We start from the raw sequence: 23,496 nt of genomic DNA, 5'->3' as shown, positions 1-23,496 counted from the left end.
TATTCCAGTTTTCATTATAAATACCACATAGTTGATAAATACCAACCGGTTTGTTTGTCAATGGCGGCAATACTACCTAAGTCAACATAGGCCAATGTCACGCTAAGATGTTTATTGGGAAACCAGGCAATGAAAATATCTTTCCAGTGGTCTTCACCCAAATTTAAGTTATCAGGTTTTTGCCTAAATTCGACACCAAGGGCTAAGTGTCGGTTAAGTAAAATAGCGCTTGAAACTTCTAATTGAATTTTTTTCTTTTCATGAGCACCACCAAAACCCAGCAAGCCTAGTTGATTGCTTTTAGTATGTCTGGCGGTAACGTTCCATAACCAGTTGTAACCATTAATAAAGCCTAGGTGCAGTTTACTTGCGGCGATGTAAACATCAGTGCCAGTATCTTTTTTTGCACCTAATGAAAATGCGACATCACTGGTTTTTAATCTTTTTGATTGAATGCCTAAACTCACTTGCGGCATAGTGGAGTAGACTAAATCGCCAAATAAATTAATTTTTGCTCCAATAATATTTTGCTTTAAATTCAGTTTAAGCGGGGTTACTTCAAAGCTTTGTTTAGCATACGACAATTCTATTGTGTCATATAAATTTGCCTGTACAGCACAGCTATCTAAAGAAAAATCTTTAACAGTAACTCGACTACACGCCGCACTGACCGAGATACTTTCTTCAGTCGCATAGCCGGCTAACTGCGCCCAAGGTACAATGCCACCGCCGCCAGAGCCTTCAATTTGAGAAACCCCTGGCGTGGCTAATATTTTACCTTCAGCTGAGCAGTTGGCAGAGCAAAGCGCAAGAAAACAGCCATAAAGTAAGGGTGATATTTTATTCATAGGCATTTAACCATATTAGTAATTCAGCTGATTTAATGGGACGTGAAATAAAGTAACCTTGTGCATGGTTACATTTCATTGCTTTGAGCATATCTAGAGACGCTTTATTTTCTACACCTTCAGCAACCACACTAAAACCTAATTGGTGGCTCAACTCTATGGTAGATTGAACAATGTATTGGTCTTTTTCTGATGTGTCTAATTCAAGTATAAAGGCTTTATCTATTTTTAACTCATCAATGGGTAATTGCTTTAATTTACCTAAAGATGATTCACCAATACCGTAGTCATCAACAGAGATTTGTATACCGGTCTGCTTTAACTGTGTGAGTCGACTAATCACTAAATCTTCATTAGTCATAATATCTCGTTCAGTTATTTCTAAGGTAACAAGTTTAGGATCGACATGGTATTGTGAAATTTTTTCAAAAACAAAGTCAATAAAATCAGTATGGATCATGTCCTGCGCTGATATATTGATGGCAACCTTAAGCTTAAGGTTTTTAGCTTGCCACTCTTGTTGCTGCTTAAATACCGTATCTATGACCCAATGGGTTAATTTAATAATAAGCCCCGATTGCTCAGCTAAATCAATAAATAACTCAGGAGAGACAAATTGTCCATTCGGTTTTATCCAACGAATTAATGACTCTACTTTTTCTATTTTTCCGTTTTCTAAATTGAGCTTGGGTTGATAAACCATGAACAACTCGCCATCATCACGTGTTAATGTTTCTCTGAGTTCTTCAAGTAAATTTAACCTTTCTAAATAGGCTTCATCTTCACCACTTTGGTAAGCTCTTAGCGTTGCATTTTCTGTTTTTGCAGCTTCCAAAGCAATAGTCGTTCTTCGCACTACTGCTTTTACATCGCTACTTTGCTCGGGGAAAAGACAAGTGCCAAGACAATAATTTAAATTCAACCAGAGTTTATTAACTTTTAACGGTGCTCTTAAAGGCGGTAAAAAATGTTCAATAATATCCTCATAACTTTCATTGTTTTTTAGGTTAATAACCACCCAAAATTCAGTACCTGAAAATCGTCCTACCATTAATGTTTGTTCTGGATAAATGGCTTTAATCCTTTCGACAACAGACCTAAGGGTAAGATCACCAGTGCTTGAGCCTAAACTATCGTTTATGCGTTTAAAATTGCGTACGTTTATTGCCATCAGCAATAATGAACCGTCAGTGTTATGATCATGTAAGGCGATTTTTTCTGCCAGCAGTTCAAGAAAAGTAGTGCGATTATAAACATCAGTTAACGCGTCATGTTTTGCCTGATAATTAATTTTAATTTCACGTTGTTCAATTTTTTTACCCATTTGAATAAAGCTGGTGTAAAGCCGGAGCACTTCTACACCACCGTCTGACATCATACTGTTATGCTCATATTTACCGCGAGCAAAGTCATGGCTTAATTGCGTAAGTTGCTGCAGAGGTTTAGTGAGGCTTCTGGCAATAAAACTACAAACAATGGCGGTAATGCCAATGATCAAAAGCGAAATTAACAGTGTAATAGCGACTAATTTATCAAGTTCTATATAGCTTGGAGATAAATCTACAGACAATTGTGCAATGTATTCATGATTTTGCGAATCAGTAAATGTTATCAGCTTGTTCTCATAAAGCTTTCTTTCAAAGAGTAACCACGAGTTATCGGTTTTCTTAAAATGTTCTTTATGGCTGGCATCGATATTTTGCAAAGTCGATATAATCAGTGCATCGTTATAAATAAAGCTAACTTCAACCGTCATTAGCCTTTTTAACTCATTAACGAAGGCCTGATCTATTTGGAAACCTATGACAGAGTAGGCAATGGTTCTGGGTGCTTCAACCGGCAAAACAATGAGTTGGTATAAATTACCACCAAGCAGCATTAACTGAGTTTTATTCAAGTTTTGTTTTATGGCCATTAAGCTTTGGCTTAAGGTCGAGTCAAAGGTAAGTTGGTTATTACTTGAAGAAATAATTTCACCATTTAAATCACTTAGCACCATTAAACTCGCATTAATTCGAGAACCATGGTTTTGTAACACGCTAGCAATAGTGGCCTGATCACGTGAGGCAACCGCTTGCTTAAAACCGAAGTCTGCCGTCAGCACTTTTGATGCCGTCAGCAGTAATTCTTCTTTGGCTTGTAAATACTCTATTAATACGTTTTCAGCACTGGTAATACGTTGATTTATTTGTAGGTTATGTGACGATATGGTTTTCCACAAAGACACGGCTAATAAACTGGCCACCGTTAAAACAACCAGTGACACACCTAGAAAAGTGATTTGTTTACGTAGAGTAAGTTTACTGGCCATTTTTTTTGAAGATACTTTGAAAGGTATTGCGTGGCTCAGGCGCTTCAACAACTAAATTAATCACCAATGCGCCATTATTATTTTTGCTTTTAGACAAATCTTCATAACTCATATTTGTTAAGCGAGTAACCGAACTTGCATGCCAAACATTAACGCTATCGTATGCAACCGTATCTGCTAATCTTGCTATGCCTTGCTCGTTAGTCATTAATACCTGCGTTGAGCTAGCAATATAAATATAACCAATCATGGAGTCGTGTATGTTGCAGCCTAATACAGCCACGCCGGCAACATCAAACTGTAATGGTGCTTTAGATTTTCCTGAGTAAAGTTTTAATTCAAAAGGTTTTACCGATGAAAACGAGTAAACATGATGCCTGATGTTGTCACTATTGGGGAAATTAACATAGTCACCTTGATGGATAACTAACACCTCGGGTTTAAAAAGTTTATCAACCTGATCCATAATCAAAGTATTTGGTGGTGACACAGCCTCAGCAGCAGGATTGGTTACAGAGAACTCCAATACTGCATTTTTAAGTGGCAACCCATGCTGATCTTGCACTAGAAAAGACTCGGCGCTTGCTTGCGTACAAAGTACTAAAAGCGTAATAACAATGCTTGAGGTATTTAAAAGACGATTTATCATAATTTCCTTTTAAAACTATTTAGGTAAAGTATCAATAAGAACGCTGATTGAGCAGACTTATTGCAAAATAAAATCAGTGACTTAACCTAGCTATATCTTAAAATCAGATTAAGTTTTTGGTCAGGTAATTGCAAACTAAATATCAAAACCAAAGCGCTTAAATAAAACGGTACCGTGAGTAGGGACAGTGAAATGCATTAGAGATATTTCTTCTCAATGCATGCAGTACTTAACGGTTTAGAAAAAAAGTAGCCTTGTATGCGCTGAATATTAAGTTGTTGGCATAAACGTAAATTATTTTCATCTTCAATACCCTCTGCGACAATATTTAAGCCTAAAGAATGCAGCATAGCGGTAAGGCCATCTACTAAGGCTCGTGTTTTTGGCTCATTGGAGGCAAGCATTAACGACTTGTCAATTTTAACGGTATTAATGGGGAAATTTTGTAAATGTGATACTGACGAAAACCCAGTGCCAAAATCATCTAATGCAATATGGCAACCTAACTGGCTAATTGATTCGATAACCGCAATCGCTTGACTACTGTTGTCAAGTAAAGCCGTTTCAGTGAGTTCAAATTCTATCAATGCAGGTGGTACCTGATATTTTTCTATTATGCTTTTGATGAAACTGATCAATGTTCTATCAGCCAATTGTACGCTTGATAAATTAATGGCGATGGATAATGCTTTGTCGTTGCGTAAATTCCATGTTGATATTTGATATATGGCTTGGGCTATCACCCAGCGACCAATATCAATAATGGCACGAGAAGACTCAGCGATAGGTATAAAACTATCTGGAAAGTGCAAGGTGTTTTGAAAGTTCCAGCGTATTAATGCTTCAAAGCCGATAACTTGTAATGTGACTGTGTCAACTATAGGTTGGTAATGTAATATAAATTCATCGCGCTCTAAAGCACCAACTAAATTAGCTTCAATTTGGTATTGTTGTAAAAATTGCTCTTGCATTTTTTTTTCAAAATAGCATATTTGATTTCGACCCAATTTTTTTGCGCGATACATGGCAATGTCGGCATATTTAAGTAATTCAGTAGCGCTGATGCTATTGTCAGGGAATATGGCAATACCAATACTTGCGCCCATTTTTATTTCTATACCTAAAATATTAAATGCCTCATCAAAACAATTTAATATTCGTTGGGTTACTCTAGTTGCATTGTCTACAGATTTTAAGTGGCTTAATATAATAGCAAATTCGTCTCCACCTACACGCGCAAATAATTCATTTTCACGCAGGCACTTGTAGACTCTATTGGATACTTGTTTTAACAATAGATCGCCAATATCATGGCCATGGCTATCGTTAATGAACTTGAAATTATCAAGGTCGAATAATATTAAGGCTAATTTAGCGTCATCACGAGGTTGTTGTGTAATGTTTAAACGTAAAGCCTCTTCAAATACGTAACGATTAGCTAAGCCAGTTAATGAGTCATGTTCTGCTAGCTCTCTTGCTTCTTGGTAACTTTTATAAAGTTTTTTCTCTAATTCAAAGCGTGTTTGAGATTGTAGTATTGCACGTTGTAACCTTGATGAAGTGACCTCTGATTTAAGTAAAAAGTCTTGCGCACCATTTTTGATGCATTCTAACGCTAAATCTGACTCTTCAGAATTACTCAGCATAATAATGGCAACAGATTGATCTACTAAAGCGCTGCGTAACTCTAGTAATAATTCAATACCGTCACGTTTGGGCATGCGGTAATCTAATAACACCACATCAAATTTTTCAGCTTTGAAGGCCGCTAAGCCTTCATCTACTGACTCAGTTTCAACAATATGACAGTCGCTATTAGCTTTATTTAATGTTCTTATAAGGTGTTCGCGATCGACAACGTCGTCGTCAACAATTAAAATATTCAAATTTTATCCTTTCGTGATCATCACGGTAAAAGTATGGCTGATTTGTTTAACTTTCTGGGAAAAGAACTATTTTCCAATAGCCTTTGAGCACCTTTACGATGTCTAAAAAACCGTCTCCTACTTGATCTTTAATAAAGTAACCCGCGATATTTTTTTGGTAGCTGGCGGTAATATCTTTATCTGATTTTGATGTCGTTAAAACAAAAATAATACTCTTGTCTAATTGTGGATCTTGACGAATCTTTTCTAAAAACTCTAAACCATTTAAACGCGGCATTTGTAAATCAAGCAATATAATATAAGGAGAGGGTACAGCACCGCTGCGCAGTAACTCTAAGCCGTGTAGGCCATCAGTTGCTCTAATAATGGTGTTACCTAGGCACAATTTGTCAAAGGCACGCGTTATAGACATAGCATCGACATCGTCATCTTCAATTAATAACAGCGTTACTTCTTTTTGTTCAGTCATTTTCTCAGCTATCCGTTTATCTTGTTTAATGCCAGTATTGCGTTGTTATATTTTTGTGGTAATGGGCCATAAAAGCACTATGGTAGTGCCTGTAATACCATCGGAGTCAATCGTTAAACTGCCGCCATAATATTCGATGGTTTTCTTTGATAATGACAAGCCCATACCACTACCTTCAACTTTATCTCTGGGTCGTAAAGTTTGAAACATTTCTAACGCTTTATCAAATAATTCGCGTGGAATACCCGGGCCGTCATCTTGTACACTAATATGGTGCATTTTATTCATTGTTTTATACAATATTTTAATGTGACCCGTGGGTTTATCGTGATGTTTTACGGCATTTGACAGGAGATTGCGTAGTATAATTTCTATTGGCGTTCTAGGCAAAAGTAATATCTGCTTTTCTACCGACAAATTAAAGCCTGTTGGGTGATCTATTAGACTAAAAATTTCGTTAGCTATTATGGCTAAATCAAATTTTTGAGGTTTATATTCATGTCGGCCAATACGAGAGTAGTCGAGTAAATCGTCCAGTAACCTATTCATTCTGTCAGTGCGGCTATTAAGCAATGTTAAATGTTTTTTGGAGCCCTCAGGTAATATGCTTTCACAATCCTCAGTGATCCAACTGGCTAATTTTTTTATGGCATTTAAAGGTGACTTCAAATCATGTGAAGCTACATAAGCAAACTGTTCAAGATCTTGGTTTGAGCTAATCAGACGTTGAGTGCCAATTTTGAGTTCCTGAGTCATATCGTCAGCATAGATTAATGCTTGCTTGTTTGCTCTTGAAAGTACAATAAACAAGGCGAGTATCAAAAGATCAATAATAATACCACCCGCTAATATGAAATACGGTTGATTAGAACCTGAAGCCTCTCGAAAGAATAAATTTGAACTAACAATAAACTTCCATTCTCGGCCATAGAAATTAACATCGATATGCTTAATAAAGAGTGGATTAGCGTCTATTTCAATACTGTCGACATTATTTATATCATTATACAATGACTTACCATCGTCGCTAATATGTAATGAAACATGGCGTTGTTCAACAGCTAAGGTGCCGGAAATAAGTTTAGACATAATAAAAGGCGCATAGGCCACGCCTTGTATCGACGCTTGGCGAGTATTTACTGAGTTGTGCGGCAGACCTTTTTTATAGAAAGGGGCATAGAAAAGAAACCCAGGTGTTTGTTTCTCGTCTTGTACTAGGGTAATGGGTCCGGTTAATTGTGCTAAACCTGTATCTCTGGCTTTTTTGACCCCCAAGTATCTATTTTTTTCAAAGGCTACATTTAAACCCACAGCCTGTTTATTTGTTAAGTACGGCTCAATAAAGGTAATTGGCCAAAGTTCTTCATCGGGATATAAGGGGTGGATGCTAAAATTTGGTCGGCTTTTTTGCTGCTGTAGAATAAAGCTATTATGTTGGTCAGACTTAACATTATAAATTAACCCTAGGCCATTGATGCCAGGGTAGGTTTGGTCTATGCGTAGGCTATTGCTGTAGTTTTCCCATTGCTGGTTAGTAATATCACCTTCGCTAGCATCAACATGAGCGACAGCTCCCCATAAGGCGTGTTCATATAGCTGCATTCTTTCTTTAACAAGTTCTATAACGTGCAAAGACTCACGCTCAAAACGTTCAGCCACTCTTTTATTAACCTGTGCTGAAGCTATGTACCATGCCCCAATAGTTAATATGGTTGAAAGGATTAATATTAACCAATGTATACTGTGAAATCGACTTGCATCAATTAACTTTTGTCTTTTAATATCAGTATGCGTTACTGCTGTCACACTATTTTTCATTAATGGTGTCTCGATATGTTGTTTTAAATACCTAAGATAAATATTAAGACCTATCCTTGGTGCTAAAAATTAATACACATACCTCAACAATATTTACTGATGTTAAATTTAAATATTTGCTAAAGATGATCACTTAAAGTGGATTAGTTAACATTGAAGGTATAACACTGAAAAATGGCAGTGAAATAAGAGCAATAATAAGGTTAACTGTGCCTTAAGATAATATATAAATAAGTGGATTACCAGTACATTGCCACTGTACCTAAGACGCTAAAGTGATTATTAAACTATATTGTGTTTTTTTTAAACAATTGTTGAGTCAGGTAATATTATAAGGACTCTAATACGGATAAAGTAAACTTAAAGTTCACCAATAGTGGATTTAAATGATAATTTTTAGGGTATTACAGAAAATATAACCTAGTTTATTTAATTGTTAACCTTCATCTTAACCTTAACAAGAACAAGTGGTTAATATTTTTGTTACCGCGAAGCGTTTAATTAATTTATTTGATTAGTTTGAATAAATTAATGCGCTTGCTAGCTTGATATGAATGACTATAATTATGTTTATATATTATTTATTGAGTAATGAAATGACAACCAAACGTACCTACAACACTAATTTAATCAGTGTTGTTATTTTCACTATGGCGCTGTTAATCACAGCGACTGTTTTTGCATCTCCTGACGATGCTAAAGCTAAGGTAAAGCAGATATTTAGTCAGGTTGAAGCTTCGCTAATTAAATTAAAGCAAACTGAGACCTTAACCAAGGCGAATATTAAAGACGTGTTAAACAAGTATTTATTGCCAGAAGTCGATACCCGATACTTTACTTATAAAATCTTGAATAAAAATTTCACTAAGGTTCCTGAAGAACTCAGAGAGCCTTTTATCGCTGAGTTATCGTTACAGCTTATCAACACTTATAGCAATTTATTAAATAAATATGATAATGAAGTGATCAATATCGGCGAAAGTACCATCTCTAAAAGTGGTAAAATGGCGATGGTTGATATCACCATTGTTGGCAGCACTAAAACCAATAAAGCCGTGGTTAAATTATTACAGTCAAGTACACAAGCCTGGCTTTTCTTTGATATTGAGGTTGAAGGAATAAGCTTATTGCAAACAAAACAAGCAGAAATAAATGCCAGTTTTAATAAATTGGGCATAGAAGGTACTTTGCTACAGTTACAGAAAATTAATCATAAAGTGGTTGAGGGTTAATTAACGCTAAAAGTTAACAAGGATTACGAGCTATTAAGCACCGCTAAGCACTAATTAAGCACCGCTAAGTATCAACTAAGCATTACTATCAGTAACTAAAAATTACAAGGCCATTATTATTTTATATATAGACACTGTGGTTAAATTTTTATTGCAACATAAACTCTTATTAACTCTACTATTTATTATGGCTTTTTATGCCACTAAAGCATTAATAATCAAGCTGATAAAAAGAAAGTCTAAGAAAAGTAAAAGATTAAAAATTAATATGGTAAATAATATATTTACTTTATTAGTTATTATTTTTATTTTTAATATTTGGTCGAGTGAAATTCAAAGGTTTGCTTTTTCAATTGCGGCCTTTATTGTTGCCATAGTATTTGCAACAAGAGAGTTCATTCAATGCTTTATTGGCTTTATTTATATCTTATCCAGTCGACCTTTTCGCATTGGTGATTGGATACAGGTAGGAAATTATTATGGTGAAGTGCACTCTAACGACTGGGCAAATTTAACGCTTTTAGAAGTTGATAAGCACAATTATCAATATACAGGTAAAACCTTGTATGTGCCTAACAGTCAGTTAATTACCTCAGTTATTAAGAACCTGAATTTTTTAAAACGTTATGCGATGCACCACTTCATCATTGTGCGTGATGACAGTGTTAATCCCTTTATTTTTATTGATACACTTTATGAAAAGGCAAATTTATATTGCATTGAATTTAAAGAGGTGGCTATGCGTTATAATCAACTAATAGAAAATCGTTTAGATATCAGCATTTCTGGTCCTAAACCTCATATTCAAGTAGCTACTTCTGAACTTGGTGATACACAGGTGGTGTTTTCTATTTTTTGCCCAACAGAAAAGGCGCTTGGGATAGAGCAAAAGCTTACTGCGGATTTTATGAAACTGTGGTTTGAAAATAAAAAAGTTTAGTGCTGCTTATCTAATTTAGACTATCTAATTTGAACTGAATTAATCTTAACTGAGTTAATCTGCGACTGATTAACTTTAAGGTGATTATTTTTTAGATGATGAATTTAAGCTTATTTTATATGAAAAAATCAGCTTGCTTGACGTGTCATTTATAAATATTGACCGATCAATTAAGCTGATGTAAGTGTTAAAGTAATCTAATTAACCCGTTAATTTCATTAAGTTATTGTCCACTTGTGCTCGTTAACTACACTAAGGTAACCGTGTTATTAATTACAATAGTCGGTTGTTGAGCGACAATATTAATCAAAGTAGTATTGCTGTGCTTATCATTAAAGATAATTAACTGTTAATTATCTTTAATGAGCCATCAAGGTGTATGTCTCGTTGCGGATATGCCACGACAATATTCTCTTGTTCAAATAATTCTTCCAAACGAAACCTTACGTTGCTTTTTGCAATTCTTAAACCACTTTCCACTCTTGAGTTGACCCAAAACGTGACTTCAAACATTAAGGCATTATCGCCAAAGTCGTCAAAGGTAACTAAGGGTTTAGGCTCTGTTAGCGCTTCAGCTTGTTCTGTGGTTGCTTGCATAATCAAGCCCGCAACTTTTTTGGCTGGCGAGCCATAAGCGACACCCACTTTAACCGAACATCTAACAAACTGGTCTACTAAGGTCCAGTTAACCACGGTGTTTTCAAGTAACTTGCTGTTAGGTATTAATAAATGTACACCGTCTACTCGCTTTATACGGGTTGACCGGGTGTTAATTTCTTCCACTAGGCCTTTGGAGTCTTCAATTTCTAAAAAATCGCCAATACGAATAGGGCGCTCCCACATTAAGATCCAGCCACTAATAAAATTATTAATAATATTTTGTGCACCAAAACCAAAACCGATAGCAATGGCGCCAGACAAAAAAGCAAAAGCAGCAATCGGCACATTCATAAAGTCTAATATGCTGATCATAATAATGGTTATCGCGATAACATATAAAACGCGTTCCACTAAGTGAATAATATTAGGGTCAGTTTTTTTTGTTGTTAAACGACTACTGATTAACTTAATTAGCCACTTGGTTAACAATATACCCATAAAAATTATTATGGGTATAAAAAGAATATCGCCTATCGTGATAGGTTGCTCTGATATCGTAATAACGATATGAGAAAGTATCACTTTCGCTTGTTCTATAGTCTGTTCAATAGTCATACTAAAACCTTAATAAATGGTATGTTATGAATTTACAAAGGCTTTTGATGGGTCTATAAGAAACCTTTCACCAATTGCCTCGCGACCAAATAACATTAAGTAACTCATATCTGAGCGGTCAGTTAAGGTTATTTCAATCGGCCAAAGTTCACTACCTAATTTTACCGGTGTTGATATTACATAGCGTTGCTCTGAGGTACCATTTGAAGATTTAACTCTTCTAATGTCATGAATAGGGGCTTCACAAGAAATCATATTTTCAACATTATAGACATCGGGGTGTAGGTCAAATCGCACCATCACCTTACCATTTTTTTTAAATTTTGTAATATTATCAACATGTAGAGAAGAGGTTTTAGCGCCGGTATCAACGCGCACCTGTATATCTGTTATCGCTAAATCAGGTAGCGTAATAGTTTCCAAACTACCAATAATTATTTTTTGTTTTGTGGTCATATCACGTTACCTTATTTTAAACGTTGTTCTCTGGTAGTAGGTTGTCTTGAGCACTCTCTATTTGCTCAAATATATGTTTGTCATCTTCTTCAAAGTAGGCAATATGAAACATAGCTTCACCTTCTTGTACTAAAGGAATATTTTGTTGACCAATTAATATGCCAGATCTACTGGCTTTCACCACATCAATAATTTCGCCATACGGACTGCCAATTTCTGCCAGTACATCACCTTTTTTTATTTGTTCACCTAAACGAACGCGATGATTAACTATGCCACTGGCATTAGCGCGTAACCATTGACTGCTGTTAGCAACAAAGGGTGCGATAATTTTTTTGCGCGTCGACGAAGCTTTACGCATGCCTAAATGCTTTAATACGTTAGTAATGCCTCTCATGCCGGCGCGAATTGAAAACTCATCAAAACGTAAGGCTTCTCCAGCTTCATAAAGCAATACTTTGGTATTATGTTTTACCGCCGCCTCTCTTAATGAACCATCAATAATATTTGAATTTAATACCACAGGAACGCCAAATACCTGCGCAAGCTCTTTGGTTTCTGCACAAGATAGATCGGCTCTAATTTGTGGTAAATTGGAGCGGTGAATTGCGCCGGTGTGAAGATCAATGCCGTAATCGCAATGTTTAACAATTTCATTGAGAAAAATATAGGCTACTCGCCCAGCCAGCGATCCTTTTGCTGAGCCAGGAAAACAGCGATTAAGATCTCTTCGGTCAGGCATGTAGCGACTTTGGTTCACTACGCCATAAACGTTCACCATAGGAACGGCTATTACGGTTCCTTTGGTGATTTTAAATTTATTTTCGCTGATTAATCGCCGAATAATTTCAATGCCATTTAACTCATCACCATGCACCGCAGCACTAACAAAAATAGTAGGCCCAGGTTTTTTTGAACGAATAATATGTACAGGTAAAGAAACGTCTGCATCTGTATATAACTTGGCTACAGGCAAGTCTATCTTGCGTTGTTCACCAGGTAATATCACAAATTCACCTATTTTTAATGGACCCATCATTACCCTTATCCTTTACCACGAGTTTTATTGCTGTTTGGTTTGGCATTTTTTTCTAAAAATTCAAAAATCATACCGGCAATATTTTTACCTGTTGCGGTTTCTATACCTTCTAAGCCTGGAGATGAGTTTACTTCCATCACCATAGGACCATTTTTGGAGCGTAGTAAATCTACACCACACATATTTAAGCCCATGGCTTTTGCCGCTTTAATTGCTGTGTCTCGTTCTTCTTTGGATAACTTCACCACTTCAGCACTACCACCGCGATGTAAGTTAGAGCGAAACTCACCTTCTGCACCTTGTCGTTTCATGGCAGCAACGACTTTGCCACCGATAACTAAACAACGAATGTCAGCACCACCGGCTTCTTTGACAAATTCTTGTACCAAGATGTTAGCTTTTAAGCCCATAAAGGCTTCAATAATTGACTCAGCGGCTTTTGCAGTATCAGCTAAAACAACACCGATACCTTGCGTGCCTTCTAACAACTTGATAACAACAGGTGCGCCACCAACATTTTTAATTAAATCTTTGGCATTATCAGGTTTACTGGCAAAGCCGGTACGAGGTAAGCCAATACCTTTACGTGATAATAATTGTAATGAGCGCAATTTATCGCGAGAACGACTAATAGCAACTGATTCATTAATATTAAAGGTGCCCATCATTTCAAATTGTCGCGCAACCGCTGTGCCGTAAAAGGTAACAGAAGCACCGATACGAGGAATAATCGCATCATACTTAGGTAATTCTTTACCGTGATAACGCACAGCCGAATGGCTACTGGTTATATCCATATAGCAATGTAGAGTATCAATAACATCAACTTCATGTCCCATTGCTTCGCCTGCTTCTTTTAAGCGTCTTGTAGAATAAAGATTTTTATTTCTTGATAATATTGCTACTTTCATAATGGCTACCTGTTCATTTCACTTTTATTATTTAAAGTGATGTAAATATTGAACTAGAGTGTATAGTCAGCTTCTAAAATAATAAAACGCAATATTTTGACCAGTTCAATCAAAATATTTGATTAGAGAGGGTTTTATGAAATTTGAATTATTAACCACATTTTTGGAAGTGAGCCGAACATTACATTTTAGAATCGCCTCTGAAAATCTTTTTATTACCCAGTCAGCCGTTAGTGCCCGCATAAAGCTTTTAGAAGATGACTTGGGTGTTTTGCTGTTTGATCGTAGTAATAAACATCTAAAGTTGACGACTGAAGGTCTTCGACTAATAAAGCATGCCAATGAAATACTTTTTATGTGGCAAAAAACCAAGCACGATGTTGGTGTAGTTGAGCATGATGCGCAGCAACTTGCCATCGGTTCGTTAAACTCTATCTGGGATATTGTCTTACAAGGTTGGTTACAGAAAATTCACCGTAATTTAGACAGTGTTAGTTTATTTACCAGTACCTATTCGCCCATGGAGTTAAGAAAAAATGTTATTGGCCGCGTGGTAGATCTTGCGTTTTTATTTGAACCACCATTTATCGAAGATTTAGTCACCGAGAAAGTAGCCACAGTGCCACTGCATTTAGTAACCACAAACCCTGATCACATTGAAGGCTCGCATGTCGATAATTATATTATGGTGGATTATGGTGAGTCGGTAAATACTCAGCATATGCGTGAATTTCAGCATGCTCCACCGGCAAAACACTTTATGAGTCAGCCTCGCATCGCCTTAAATTATATTTTACAAGCGGGGGGAGGTGCACACTTGCCTCGGCAAATGACTTTTGAACATGTTGAAGCGAATAAGTTGTTTGTTGTTGAAAGTGCGCCGGTTTATCATCGTGAAATATTTGCCGTGTACCTAGCGAAAAGTCAAAAAACCGAGGTTATTAAGCAAGTGATAGGTTTATTTCCCAACATACATTTTTAGCACAATCGCATTTTTAGCAAAGATACCTTCATAGAAAAGTTAAAGTTTAATCTGCGGTTATTACATCGGTTGCTTTTTGTAATGACAGGGCTATTTATAGCAAATGAGTATCATTAAACCACTGTGAAAAACCCAAGAGATTACACTAACTGCTCAGCCAAGTAGTCCACCAGTAGCCTTATTCTGGGGGATAAATGACGATTTTGCGGGTAAACTGCCCATATACCTTCATCAAGAGCACGATAATTATCTAATAAAGAGATCAGTTCACCACTTCGTAGATGTTGCTGCACATAATAATCGGGTAATTGCACTATGCCTAAGCCTTTGAGTGCAGCATCGGTTAAACTATGACCACTGTTATAGCGTAATCGACCTTTGACGCGGACACTTTTTTCTTTGTTTAATTCTCTAAAGTGCCAATAATCAGCTGTGCCCAATAAACAGTTGTGTTTACTTAGCTCCGATATTGAGTGGGGTATGCCATGACTGTCGAGATAACGTGGCGAGGCACAAACATAGTTGCTTCGTTTACCTAATTTTTTTGCCATCATCGACGAATCACTTAATTTGCCCAGACGAATGGCTAAATCATAACCATCTTCGGCTAAATCAATTTGTCGGTTACTTAAGTAAGCCGACACTTCAACATCGCTATAGCGCTTTACAAAATTATTCACGAGCGGCAATATTTGTTTTTCACCATAGGTTACTGGCGCGGTGAGTTTAATTTTACCTTGAGGTTTTGATTGCAGATTGGTGATTGCACGCTCTGCTGCGTCTAAGCCATCAAGTACGCTTCGACAGTGCTGATAAAAAACCCGTCCTTCTTCTGTTAAAGAGACTTTGCGGGTAGTACGGTAAAATAACTTTATATTTAGCCGCTTTTCTAACGCACTGATTTGACGGCTTACTTGCGCAGTAGATATGGCCATTTTTTTTGAGGCCAGTGTGAAGCTCTCATTTTCGGCGACATATACAAATTCGCTAATCCCTTCCCATTGCATAATTGTTACCTATATGTACAAATACTTTTATAAATTACTATATTATCATTTTTTAAGAAATAATTATAATAGCCGTCAGTAATAGCAGATTACGGCTGTTATTGTTACCAGCTGGTAAAAGTGAATTGTATTCTAGTGGTATTATCATGCCTAAAAGAATGTATTAAACTACAGTCATAGTAAAAGTAGAAATATCTATCAATTGAAGGTGAGCATAAATATGTCAGACAAGTTTATTAAATCAAAAGCGGCTATTGCTTGGGGACCTAAGCAACCATTATCTATCGAAGAAGTCGATGTGATGTTACCGCGCAAAGGCGAAGTGCTAGTAAAAGTTATCGCCTCAGGCGTATGTCATACCGATGCATTTACGCTTTCAGGAGAAGATCCAGAAGGCATTTTTCCGGTTATTTTAGGCCACGAAGGTGGTGGTATTGTTGAACAAATTGGTGAAGGTGTTACTAGTGTACAAGTGGGCGATCATGTTATCCCTTTATACACACCAGAATGTGGCGAATGTAAATTTTGTTTATCGGGAAAAACCAACCTTTGTCAAAAAATTCGTGAAACCCAAGGTAAAGGGCTAATGCCTGATGGCACTACGCGTTTTTATAAAGACGGCCAACCCATTTTTCATTATATGGGCTGCTCTACGTTCTCTGAATACACGGTATTACCTGAGATTTCTTTAGCGAAAGTGAATAAAACTGCACCGTTAGAAGAAGTTTGCTTATTAGGTTGTGGCGTTACTACGGGTATGGGCGCTGTGATGAATACGGCGAAAGTTGAAGAGGGCGCAACCGTTGCTATCTTTGGTCTTGGCGGTATTGGTTTATCGGCAGTTATTGGCTCAACTATGGCGAAAGCGAGCCGTATTATTGCAATTGATATTAACGAAAGTAAATTTGAGTTAGCCAGAAAACTCGGTGCTACTGATTGTATTAATCCGAAAGATTACGATAAGCCGATTCAAGACGTGATTGTTGAATTAACTGATGGCGGCGTTGATTACTCGTTTGAATGTGTGGGTAACGTCGACTTAATGCGCTCTGCTCTAGAGTGTTGTCATAAAGGTTGGGGTGAGTCAGTCGTTATTGGTGTTGCCGGTGCAGGGCAAGAGATAAAAACCCGTCCGTTCCAACTTGTGACTGGGCGAGTATGGAGAGGATCGGCATTTGGTGGTGTTAAAGGCCGTACTGAATTACCAGATTATGTAGAACGTTATTTAGCGGGTGAATTCAAATTAAATGATTTTATTACTCATACTATGGCACTGGAAGATATTAATGATGCCTTTGAGTTGATGCACAAAGGCGAAAGTATTCGCAGTGTTATTCATTTTGATAAGTAAGCTTGCTTTTAATAGCTGTAACTTATCTTAAAAATAAATTGTAAGTTATCTTAATATAATTTTTCTCCCCCTTTTTGCCGCATAAGCTGTAAGCACAAAAGGGGGTAATATGGTGAGGTGTACCATGACAATTGAGCATTTAATCGAAAACGTAAGTGTAAACAAAAGCTTTGGTGGCTGGCAGAAACAATATAGCCATCAATCCAAAATCTTGAATTGTACTATGCGCTTTGCTATTTACCTACCGCCGCAAGTATCAAACGGCGAAAAAGTACCGGTATTGTATTGGCTTTCAGGCTTAACATGCAGTGATGAAAACTTTATGCAAAAAGCTGGTGCACAGCGTATAGCTGCCGAATTAGGTATGGCTATTGTTGTTCCAGATACTAGTCCACGCGGCGAAGGTGTTGCTGATGATGAAAGTTATGATTTGGGTCAAGGCGCAGGCTTTTATGTCAATGCCACCCAAGCACCTTGGAATCGTCATTATCAGATGTACGATTATGTGGTTAATGAGTTGCCAGCGATAATTGAAGCGGCATTTGAAGTGTCAGATCAACGCGCTATTAGTGGTCATTCGATGGGTGGACACGGCGCATTAACTATTGCGATGTTAAATCCTGAACGCTACAGCTCAATGTCGGCATTTAGCCCCGTTTGTAATCCAGTGCAAGCGCCTTGGGGCAAAAAAGCTTTTACCACTTATCTAGGTAAAGACAAAGCTGATTGGCGCAATCATGATGCCAGTGAATTAATGCGCAAAGCCACGGCGTTTATTCCAGCTAAAGTGGCTCAAGGCGGTGCGGATAACTTCCTAGTTGAGCAGTTAAAGCCTGAAACATTAGTAGCGGCAGCTAAAGATAATGGTTATCCATTAGAGTTAACTATTCATGAAGGTTATGATCACAGTTATTACTTTATCTCATCATTTATTGAAGAGCACCTGCGCTTTCATGCCGAGCACTTTACCCAATAGCAGCATCACGGCCGTTGCACGATTTGGCGGCCGTTTTTCTGGCATTAACCTGAGTTTTTCATAGCCTAATATCTTACGGAGCAAAGCCAATGAATATCTGCATTAAATTTACTGATGACCATTAAAAACGCAGTGTTTTTTAGCTTATATTTTCTCTTTTACAACCTATTATGCGCTATCTTCTGAATACTATTCTCATTCTCATTCTCCTTCTTTATTAATTAAGCCGTGGTTAATCGCAAAGCGAACAAGATCAGCCAGTGATTCTATATTGAGTTTAGCCTTTATATTGCGACGATGAGCTTCAACAGTACGAAAGCTTATGTCGAGCTTTTTAGCGATATCTTTACTGGAAAAACCTTGTGCAACAAATGAGAGAATAACTTGCTCACGTGTGGTTAACTTATCGTTTTCTATTTTCAATGGACTTTCTTGTAACATTTTTGCAATCGAGCTACTAAAGTGGGTATTACCTTTGGTGACCGCTTTTATAGCAAAATAAACTTCCTCTGATGATGTGTCTTTTAATACATAACCTGAAGCGCCCGCTTGAATGGCGCTGTGAACAAACTCAGAACTATTATGCATAGTAAAAATTAACACTTTAGTATCGGGCAACTGCTCGGTAATAATCTCTGTTGCATCAATACCATTCATTAATGGCATACTGACATCCATCAAGATAACATTGGGTTTAAGCTCCTTAGCTTTATTTAGTGCATCTTTACCATCATGGGCTACGCCTATGACTTCGATATCATCGTAATAAGCCAGACAAGCAGACAATCCGCCTTGAACCATAGGGTGATCATCGACTAATAAAACTGATATTTTTTCTTGTGGTTTATTATCATGTATCATTTTGTTTTACTGCTCGATTTAAGTTATTAAAATAATTTGCAAAACTTTTCGTTGGAATTTTAACGGTTATTTCAGTGCCGGTTTTGGATGAGCTAATATGAAATTGACCCAACTGATATTCAACACGTTCAGCCAAGTTTCTTAAGCCAATACCTGAGTGCTTTTTTTTAGTTTTCGCGTTTACGTCAAAGCCTACACCATCATCTTTTATACTCAAGGTTAGCCAAGTTTGCTGTATTGAAATGTCAATTAATACGCATTTAGCGCCAGCATGTTTTTTAATATTGGTGAGTGACTCTTGCACCACGCGGTAAAGCGTTGTATTAATAAAATCGGGTAACAGTTTTTTTAATGATGGTTTGCTGACTTTTATCTCAATATTTGTTTGTTTAGCGAAATCGCGACTCAGGTTTTCAATGGCGGCTGACAAACCTAGCTCGTCTAATATTTGGGGATGCATATGATGAGATATTCTGCGCACTTCTTGGATAGCAAAGCCTAAGTTATCTTCTGCCTGTTTAAGTGATGCTGGCTTTTCTTGTTTGTTTTTGCGAAGAAAAAAAGTAGTGGCTTCGAGCGAATATTTAATTGAAATTAAGGTTTGAATAATACCATCATGTAACTCTCTTGAAATATGCCGGTTTTCTTCTTCTTGCACATCAATGATCCGTTGACCTAATTCACTAATTTTTGCTTCAGCTCTTTTTTTATGACTTAGATTAACGGCAATGCCAAATAAAAATATAAAAAATATCGAAGAAAGCGCCACAATCAAAATAATTTTTTTAGTATAATTTATATGTAAATCAATCTCTTGATGTAAGTTGTTTAGTTGTGAGTAAACGTCATCTAAATAGACCCCAGTGCCTAACATCCATTGCCATTTATCAATGTAAACAGAATAGCCCAATTTGGGCGCTTTCACTTTTCCTGACGGTTTCAGCCAGTCATAGCGATAAAATCCTCCGCCAGCATGAGCATTTTCCAATAAAACTTGAATAATTTTATCGCCATTTTCACCTTCTAAATCCCACCAACTTTCCCCAACTCTATCTGGCTGTTTAGGGTGAACAATGGCGATGGCTTTATCATCATAAATAAAAAAATAGCCATCATCTCCGTTGTATAGCATATTTTTAAAGATGTTTGCCACCGCAACTTTAACCAGGTCTTTTTTATCTTCTGATAACTCAGCCATATGTTCGACCGATGAAAGTGCAATGGCTATATAGTTTTTTAATTCTTGTTCTTTTTGGGTAATAAGGAAAGTTTCCAGTGTTTTAACATTGAGATCAGACAATTCACGATATTGACTAGAAACGAAATAATAGATAATAAAAGAGGTTAAAATAACCTGAATTATGGCAAGATAAAACATCCGTGATGGAATTCTCATGTCAACAGCCTTTATTAATATTAAGATAAAAAATTTAATCATCGCAAAATTAGCACTAAATTTCTATCACAGATAAATAGTTAGGTAGTAATACCTAGTAAAGAAGTCTAATACTTCCTTACGGGCTATTATGTAAAAATTGACTACTTACGCAACAATGGGTTGCTTAAAATAGACTAATAGGTGGAAAGGTGAACATGTTAAAAACCTCAATACTAAAAGTATTATTCATTGCGTCAGTTGCATTCTCTGGATTTGCAAATGCTGATGCTGACGATAACAAAAAATACCGATGGAAATTAGCGGAAACTTGGGGGCCTAATTTTCCTATATTTGGTGACGCATCAAAAAATATGGCTCGTTTGGTTGACGAAATGTCAAATGGGCGATTAACCATTCGCATTGATTCTTCAAACAGACACAAATCAGCCTTTGGTATTTTCGATTTTGTTAAAAATGGTCAATATCAAATGGGACATTCGGCATCATATTATTGGAAAGGGAAAGACTTTAATACGATGTTTTTCACTACGCTTCCTTTTGGTATGACGGCACCTGAGCAATATGCTTGGTTCTACCATGGCGGCGGCATGGAATTAATGAAGTCGGTATATGACAAACACGGCATCATGTCATTTCCGGGCGGTAATACCGGTAATCAAATGGGGGGTTGGTTTCGTAAAGAAATTAATACTGTTGAAGATCTTAAAGGCTTAAAAATGCGCATTCCTGGATTTGCTGGTGAAGTACTTGCTAAGCTAGGGGCTAAACCGACTAATATTCCTTCTGCCGAACTCTATACGGCGCTAGAAAGAAATACGATTGACGCATTAGAATGGGTTGGCCCATCGCTTGATCTTAGAATGGGTTTTCATAAAATAGCGCCTTATTATTATACTGGCTGGCATGAACCTGCGACAGAACTGCAGTTTATGGTTAATCCAGAAGCTTATAATTCGTTACCTGAAGACTTGCAAAAAATTCTAACCGCAGCAATGAAACTGGCTGCTTACGATATGTACATTCAGTCGATGCATGAAAGTGGTAAAAACTTGGCGACTATTCAAGAAGATTACCCTCATGTAAAAATTAGATCGTTTCCAAAACCTGTTATGGCAGCAATTAAGCAAGCAAACGATGAACTTTTGCTAGAAGCAGCGGAGAAAGATCCTAAAACAAAAGAGATTTTAGATTCAATTGCCACTTATCAGAAACAAGTACGTGCCTGGACTAACTTTTCAGACCGCGCTTACCTCGATAACTTTGATTCAAAATAATTCACTTCTAACCATCACACACATACCTAGCCGCCATTGTTAGGTATGTGTGGAGACAACATGAATACTTTAATTAACCTATTAAGAAAAATCATTGATACGGTAGGAAACCTATGTAGCCTGCTGATGGTATTGATGATTTTAAATGTTTTCTATGACGTGGTATTACGATACTTTTTCAATGACGTCAGTATTGGTATGCAAGAACTTGAATGGCATTTTTTTGCTGCAATGTTTATGTTTGGTATCGGATACACCCTTAAAGAAGATGCACATGTAAGGGTAGACATAGTCTATGATCAATTATCCAGCAAGAAAAAAGCCATCATTAATCTTGTAGGATCGCTGTTTTTGGCGCTGCCATTTGCTTGTGTATTAATCTATTTTGGTTGGGATTATAGTTATGAAGCTTATGCTATTGGTGAAGGTAGTGGCGACCCTGGTGGCCTGCCACATCGCTGGATAATACGCAGTGTCATTCCCCTTTCTTCGCTATTTTTAGTGCTTTGCATTACCTATGTCGTGTTAACTCAAGTGAAAGCATTAATGACTAAACCCAATTTTAAAGAGGCGCAAAAATGACTGGAATAGTTTTATTTGCCGTAGCGTTAATGTTCCTGTTTTTTGGTTATTCAGTGGCTTTTACGTTTGCGGGTATCTCCCTTATTGTTGGCGTTCTCAGCCTAGGGACAGATCTTTTCGCCTTTATGCCATACCGCATCATGAGCATTATGGAAAATACCACGCTAATGGCTATTCCTATGTTTATTTTCATGGGTATTGTTTTACAAAAAACAGGCCTTGCTGAAAAATTATTAGAGTCTTCGGCAAAATTATTTGGTCAGGTAGCGGGTGGTTTGGCTATTTCAACCATTATCGTTGGAGCACTATTAGCGGCATCAACAGGTGTTGTTGGTGCAAGCGTTGTGGCGATGGGAGTGATATCTCTACCGGTAATGTTAAAAAATAATTATCATCAACCAACCGCTACTGGCGTTATTTGCGCCTCAGGAACCTTAGGACAAATTATTCCCCCCTCAATTATTTTGATTATATTGGGTGATGTGATGGGTGTGCCTGTGGGAGATTTGTTTAAAGCGGCGATATTGCCAGGCTTTTTGTTGATTTTGATGTATACGCTTTATATTCTTGTGCTAGGAAAAATAAAACCAGAATTTTGTCCACCTATGGTAGTGACAGAAAGTAAGCAGGAATTATTAATTCAAGCCCTGAAAGATATTGTGCCGCCAATGCTATTAATCATCACTGTGTTGGGGTCAATATTTGGCGGCATTGCTACGCCAACAGAGTCATCGGCCATAGGGGCTGTTGGCGCGGTTATATTAGCGACATGCTATGGTAAGTTTTCCTTTAAAATGATCAACGACGTTTCAAAAGAGTCGGTAAAAGTGAGTTCGATGATCTTTGCTGTACTGCTTGGCGCCACGGCTTTTTCAATGGTTTTTACCTATTCAGGCAGTGACTTTATCGTTGAAGACTTTTTTATGGATCTTCCTGGTGGTCAATGGACATTTATATTATCTGCAATGGTGGCGATATTAATACTGGGCTTTTTCATTGATTTTATTGAAATTGCTTTTTTAGTTGTGCCGATTTTAACCCCCATTGCCATGGCATTAGATATTGACTTAATTTGGTTTGCTATTCTTATTACGATGAATTTGCAAACATCATTTTTAACCCCGCCGTTTGGCTTTAGTCTGTTTTACTTAAAGGGGGTAGCTCCTAAATCAATAAAAACGCTAACCATATATAAAGGTGTGATTCCATTTATCCTAATGCAATTAGTTATTTTATCGCTAGTTTTATTGTTACCTGGATACTTGATCATTACATAACAGTTAGCGAGTT

Annotated in this window: 21 protein-coding genes; 8 read left to right on the top strand and 13 right to left on the bottom strand. The window is 37.1% G+C overall.

Going from position 1 to position 23,496, the window contains the following annotated elements; translation table 11 throughout:
- Positions 1-14: 14 nt before the first annotated feature.
- The 6 genes from H4J41_RS12160 to H4J41_RS12135 all read right to left on the bottom strand — a co-directional run bounded on the left by H4J41_RS12160 (position 15) and on the right by H4J41_RS12135 (position 7,981).
- On the bottom strand, positions 15-848 hold the full coding sequence (locus tag H4J41_RS12160; protein WP_182137834.1) for a DUF3034 family protein: 834 nt from the start codon (positions 846-848) through the stop codon (positions 15-17).
- Positions 841-3,159 carry an EAL domain-containing protein gene (locus H4J41_RS12155; RefSeq protein ID WP_182137835.1) on the bottom strand — a complete coding sequence of 773 codons (2,319 nt, stop codon included), beginning with the start codon at positions 3,157-3,159 and terminating at the stop codon, positions 841-843. Before H4J41_RS12155 ends, H4J41_RS12160 begins: the two co-directional genes overlap by 8 nt.
- Positions 3,149-3,808, bottom strand: a complete 660-nt coding sequence (locus H4J41_RS12150) for a methylamine utilization protein (RefSeq protein WP_182137836.1) — start codon at positions 3,806-3,808, stop codon at positions 3,149-3,151. Before H4J41_RS12150 ends, H4J41_RS12155 begins: the two co-directional genes overlap by 11 nt.
- Before the next feature lie 197 nt (positions 3,809-4,005).
- Positions 4,006-5,694, bottom strand: coding sequence for a bifunctional diguanylate cyclase/phosphodiesterase (locus H4J41_RS12145; protein WP_182137837.1), 1,689 nt, complete (start codon positions 5,692-5,694; stop codon positions 4,006-4,008).
- Positions 5,695-5,740: 46 nt separating this feature from the next.
- Complete coding sequence (locus H4J41_RS12140) at positions 5,741-6,163, bottom strand: response regulator (protein ID WP_182137838.1); 423 nt, start codon at positions 6,161-6,163, stop codon at positions 5,741-5,743.
- 45 nt (positions 6,164-6,208) lie between these two features.
- A complete protein-coding gene (locus H4J41_RS12135; RefSeq protein WP_182137839.1) occupies positions 6,209-7,981 on the bottom strand; it encodes a CHASE domain-containing protein in 1,773 nt (590 codons plus the stop codon).
- A 596-nt stretch (positions 7,982-8,577) separates the two neighbouring features.
- Between H4J41_RS12135 and H4J41_RS12130 the strand changes: the two genes are divergently transcribed.
- Both H4J41_RS12130 and H4J41_RS12125 read left to right on the top strand, forming a co-directional pair.
- Positions 8,578-9,213 (top strand): phospholipid-binding protein MlaC, encoded by a 636-nt coding sequence (locus H4J41_RS12130; protein ID WP_182137840.1) that lies wholly within the window; start codon positions 8,578-8,580, stop codon positions 9,211-9,213.
- 268 nt (positions 9,214-9,481) lie between these two features.
- Positions 9,482-10,153 carry a mechanosensitive ion channel domain-containing protein gene (locus H4J41_RS12125; RefSeq protein ID WP_310649826.1) on the top strand — a complete coding sequence of 224 codons (672 nt, stop codon included), beginning with the start codon at positions 9,482-9,484 and terminating at the stop codon, positions 10,151-10,153.
- Positions 10,154-10,495: 342 nt separating this feature from the next.
- Here the strand turns inward: H4J41_RS12125 and H4J41_RS12120 are convergent, their stop codons facing one another.
- From H4J41_RS12120 to rimK, 4 genes are read right to left on the bottom strand one after another with little or no spacing between them, the layout of a single operon-like run.
- Complete coding sequence (locus tag H4J41_RS12120) at positions 10,496-11,368, bottom strand: mechanosensitive ion channel family protein (protein WP_182137841.1); 873 nt, start codon at positions 11,366-11,368, stop codon at positions 10,496-10,498.
- Between the two features lie 24 nt (positions 11,369-11,392).
- Positions 11,393-11,824 (bottom strand): ATP-dependent zinc protease, encoded by a 432-nt coding sequence (locus H4J41_RS12115; RefSeq protein WP_182137842.1) that lies wholly within the window; start codon positions 11,822-11,824, stop codon positions 11,393-11,395.
- 16 nt (positions 11,825-11,840) lie between these two features.
- On the bottom strand, positions 11,841-12,860 hold the full coding sequence (locus H4J41_RS12110; protein ID WP_182138007.1) for a succinylglutamate desuccinylase/aspartoacylase family protein: 1,020 nt from the start codon (positions 12,858-12,860) through the stop codon (positions 11,841-11,843).
- 8 nt (positions 12,861-12,868) lie between these two features.
- A complete protein-coding gene (rimK, locus tag H4J41_RS12105; protein WP_182137843.1) occupies positions 12,869-13,774 on the bottom strand; it encodes a 30S ribosomal protein S6--L-glutamate ligase in 906 nt (301 codons plus the stop codon).
- Between the two features lie 136 nt (positions 13,775-13,910).
- Between rimK and H4J41_RS12100 the strand changes: the two genes are divergently transcribed.
- On the top strand, positions 13,911-14,756 hold the full coding sequence (locus tag H4J41_RS12100; protein WP_182137844.1) for a LysR family transcriptional regulator: 846 nt from the start codon (positions 13,911-13,913) through the stop codon (positions 14,754-14,756).
- Positions 14,757-14,896: 140 nt separating this feature from the next.
- On the opposite strand, the gene H4J41_RS12095 is transcribed toward H4J41_RS12100, so the two are convergent.
- Positions 14,897-15,763: a LysR substrate-binding domain-containing protein gene (locus H4J41_RS12095; RefSeq protein WP_182137845.1), complete on the bottom strand. Its 867-nt coding sequence runs from the start codon at positions 15,761-15,763 to the stop codon at positions 14,897-14,899.
- A gap of 220 nt (positions 15,764-15,983) precedes the next feature.
- On the opposite strand from H4J41_RS12095, the gene H4J41_RS12090 reads away from it, so the two are divergent.
- A complete protein-coding gene (locus tag H4J41_RS12090) occupies positions 15,984-17,114 on the top strand; it encodes an S-(hydroxymethyl)glutathione dehydrogenase/class III alcohol dehydrogenase (RefSeq protein WP_220461015.1) in 1,131 nt (376 codons plus the stop codon).
- 124 nt (positions 17,115-17,238) lie between these two features.
- Positions 17,239-18,090: an S-formylglutathione hydrolase gene (gene fghA / locus H4J41_RS12085; protein WP_220461016.1), complete on the top strand. Its 852-nt coding sequence runs from the start codon at positions 17,239-17,241 to the stop codon at positions 18,088-18,090.
- A 201-nt stretch (positions 18,091-18,291) separates the two neighbouring features.
- Here fghA and H4J41_RS12080 read toward each other — a convergent pair whose 3' ends face one another.
- The gene (locus H4J41_RS12080) at positions 18,292-18,951 is read right to left on the bottom strand and encodes a response regulator transcription factor (RefSeq protein WP_182137846.1); all 660 of its coding nucleotides are present in this window, start codon (positions 18,949-18,951) and stop codon (positions 18,292-18,294) included.
- Positions 18,941-20,347: a cache domain-containing protein gene (locus H4J41_RS12075; RefSeq protein WP_182137847.1), complete on the bottom strand. Its 1,407-nt coding sequence runs from the start codon at positions 20,345-20,347 to the stop codon at positions 18,941-18,943. Before H4J41_RS12075 ends, H4J41_RS12080 begins: the two co-directional genes overlap by 11 nt.
- A gap of 197 nt (positions 20,348-20,544) precedes the next feature.
- Between H4J41_RS12075 and H4J41_RS12070 the strand changes: the two genes are divergently transcribed.
- From H4J41_RS12070 to H4J41_RS12060, 3 genes are read left to right on the top strand one after another with little or no spacing between them, the layout of a single operon-like run.
- The gene (locus tag H4J41_RS12070) at positions 20,545-21,624 is read left to right on the top strand and encodes a TRAP transporter substrate-binding protein (protein ID WP_182137848.1); all 1,080 of its coding nucleotides are present in this window, start codon (positions 20,545-20,547) and stop codon (positions 21,622-21,624) included.
- A 60-nt stretch (positions 21,625-21,684) separates the two neighbouring features.
- Positions 21,685-22,206, top strand: coding sequence for a TRAP transporter small permease subunit (locus H4J41_RS12065; RefSeq protein ID WP_182137849.1), 522 nt, complete (start codon positions 21,685-21,687; stop codon positions 22,204-22,206).
- Entirely contained in the window at positions 22,203-23,483 is a 1,281-nt protein-coding gene (locus tag H4J41_RS12060; RefSeq protein ID WP_182137850.1) for a TRAP transporter large permease subunit, read from the top strand. Before H4J41_RS12065 ends, H4J41_RS12060 begins: the two co-directional genes overlap by 4 nt.
- Positions 23,484-23,496: the final 13 nt, after the last annotated feature.

The organism is Colwellia sp. MB3u-45, assembly GCF_014077005.1.
Classification (GTDB): domain Bacteria; phylum Pseudomonadota; class Gammaproteobacteria; order Enterobacterales; family Alteromonadaceae; genus Cognaticolwellia.
Note: the sequence above shows the minus strand (reverse complement) of the source record. Positions and strands in the feature narration are given on the sequence as shown.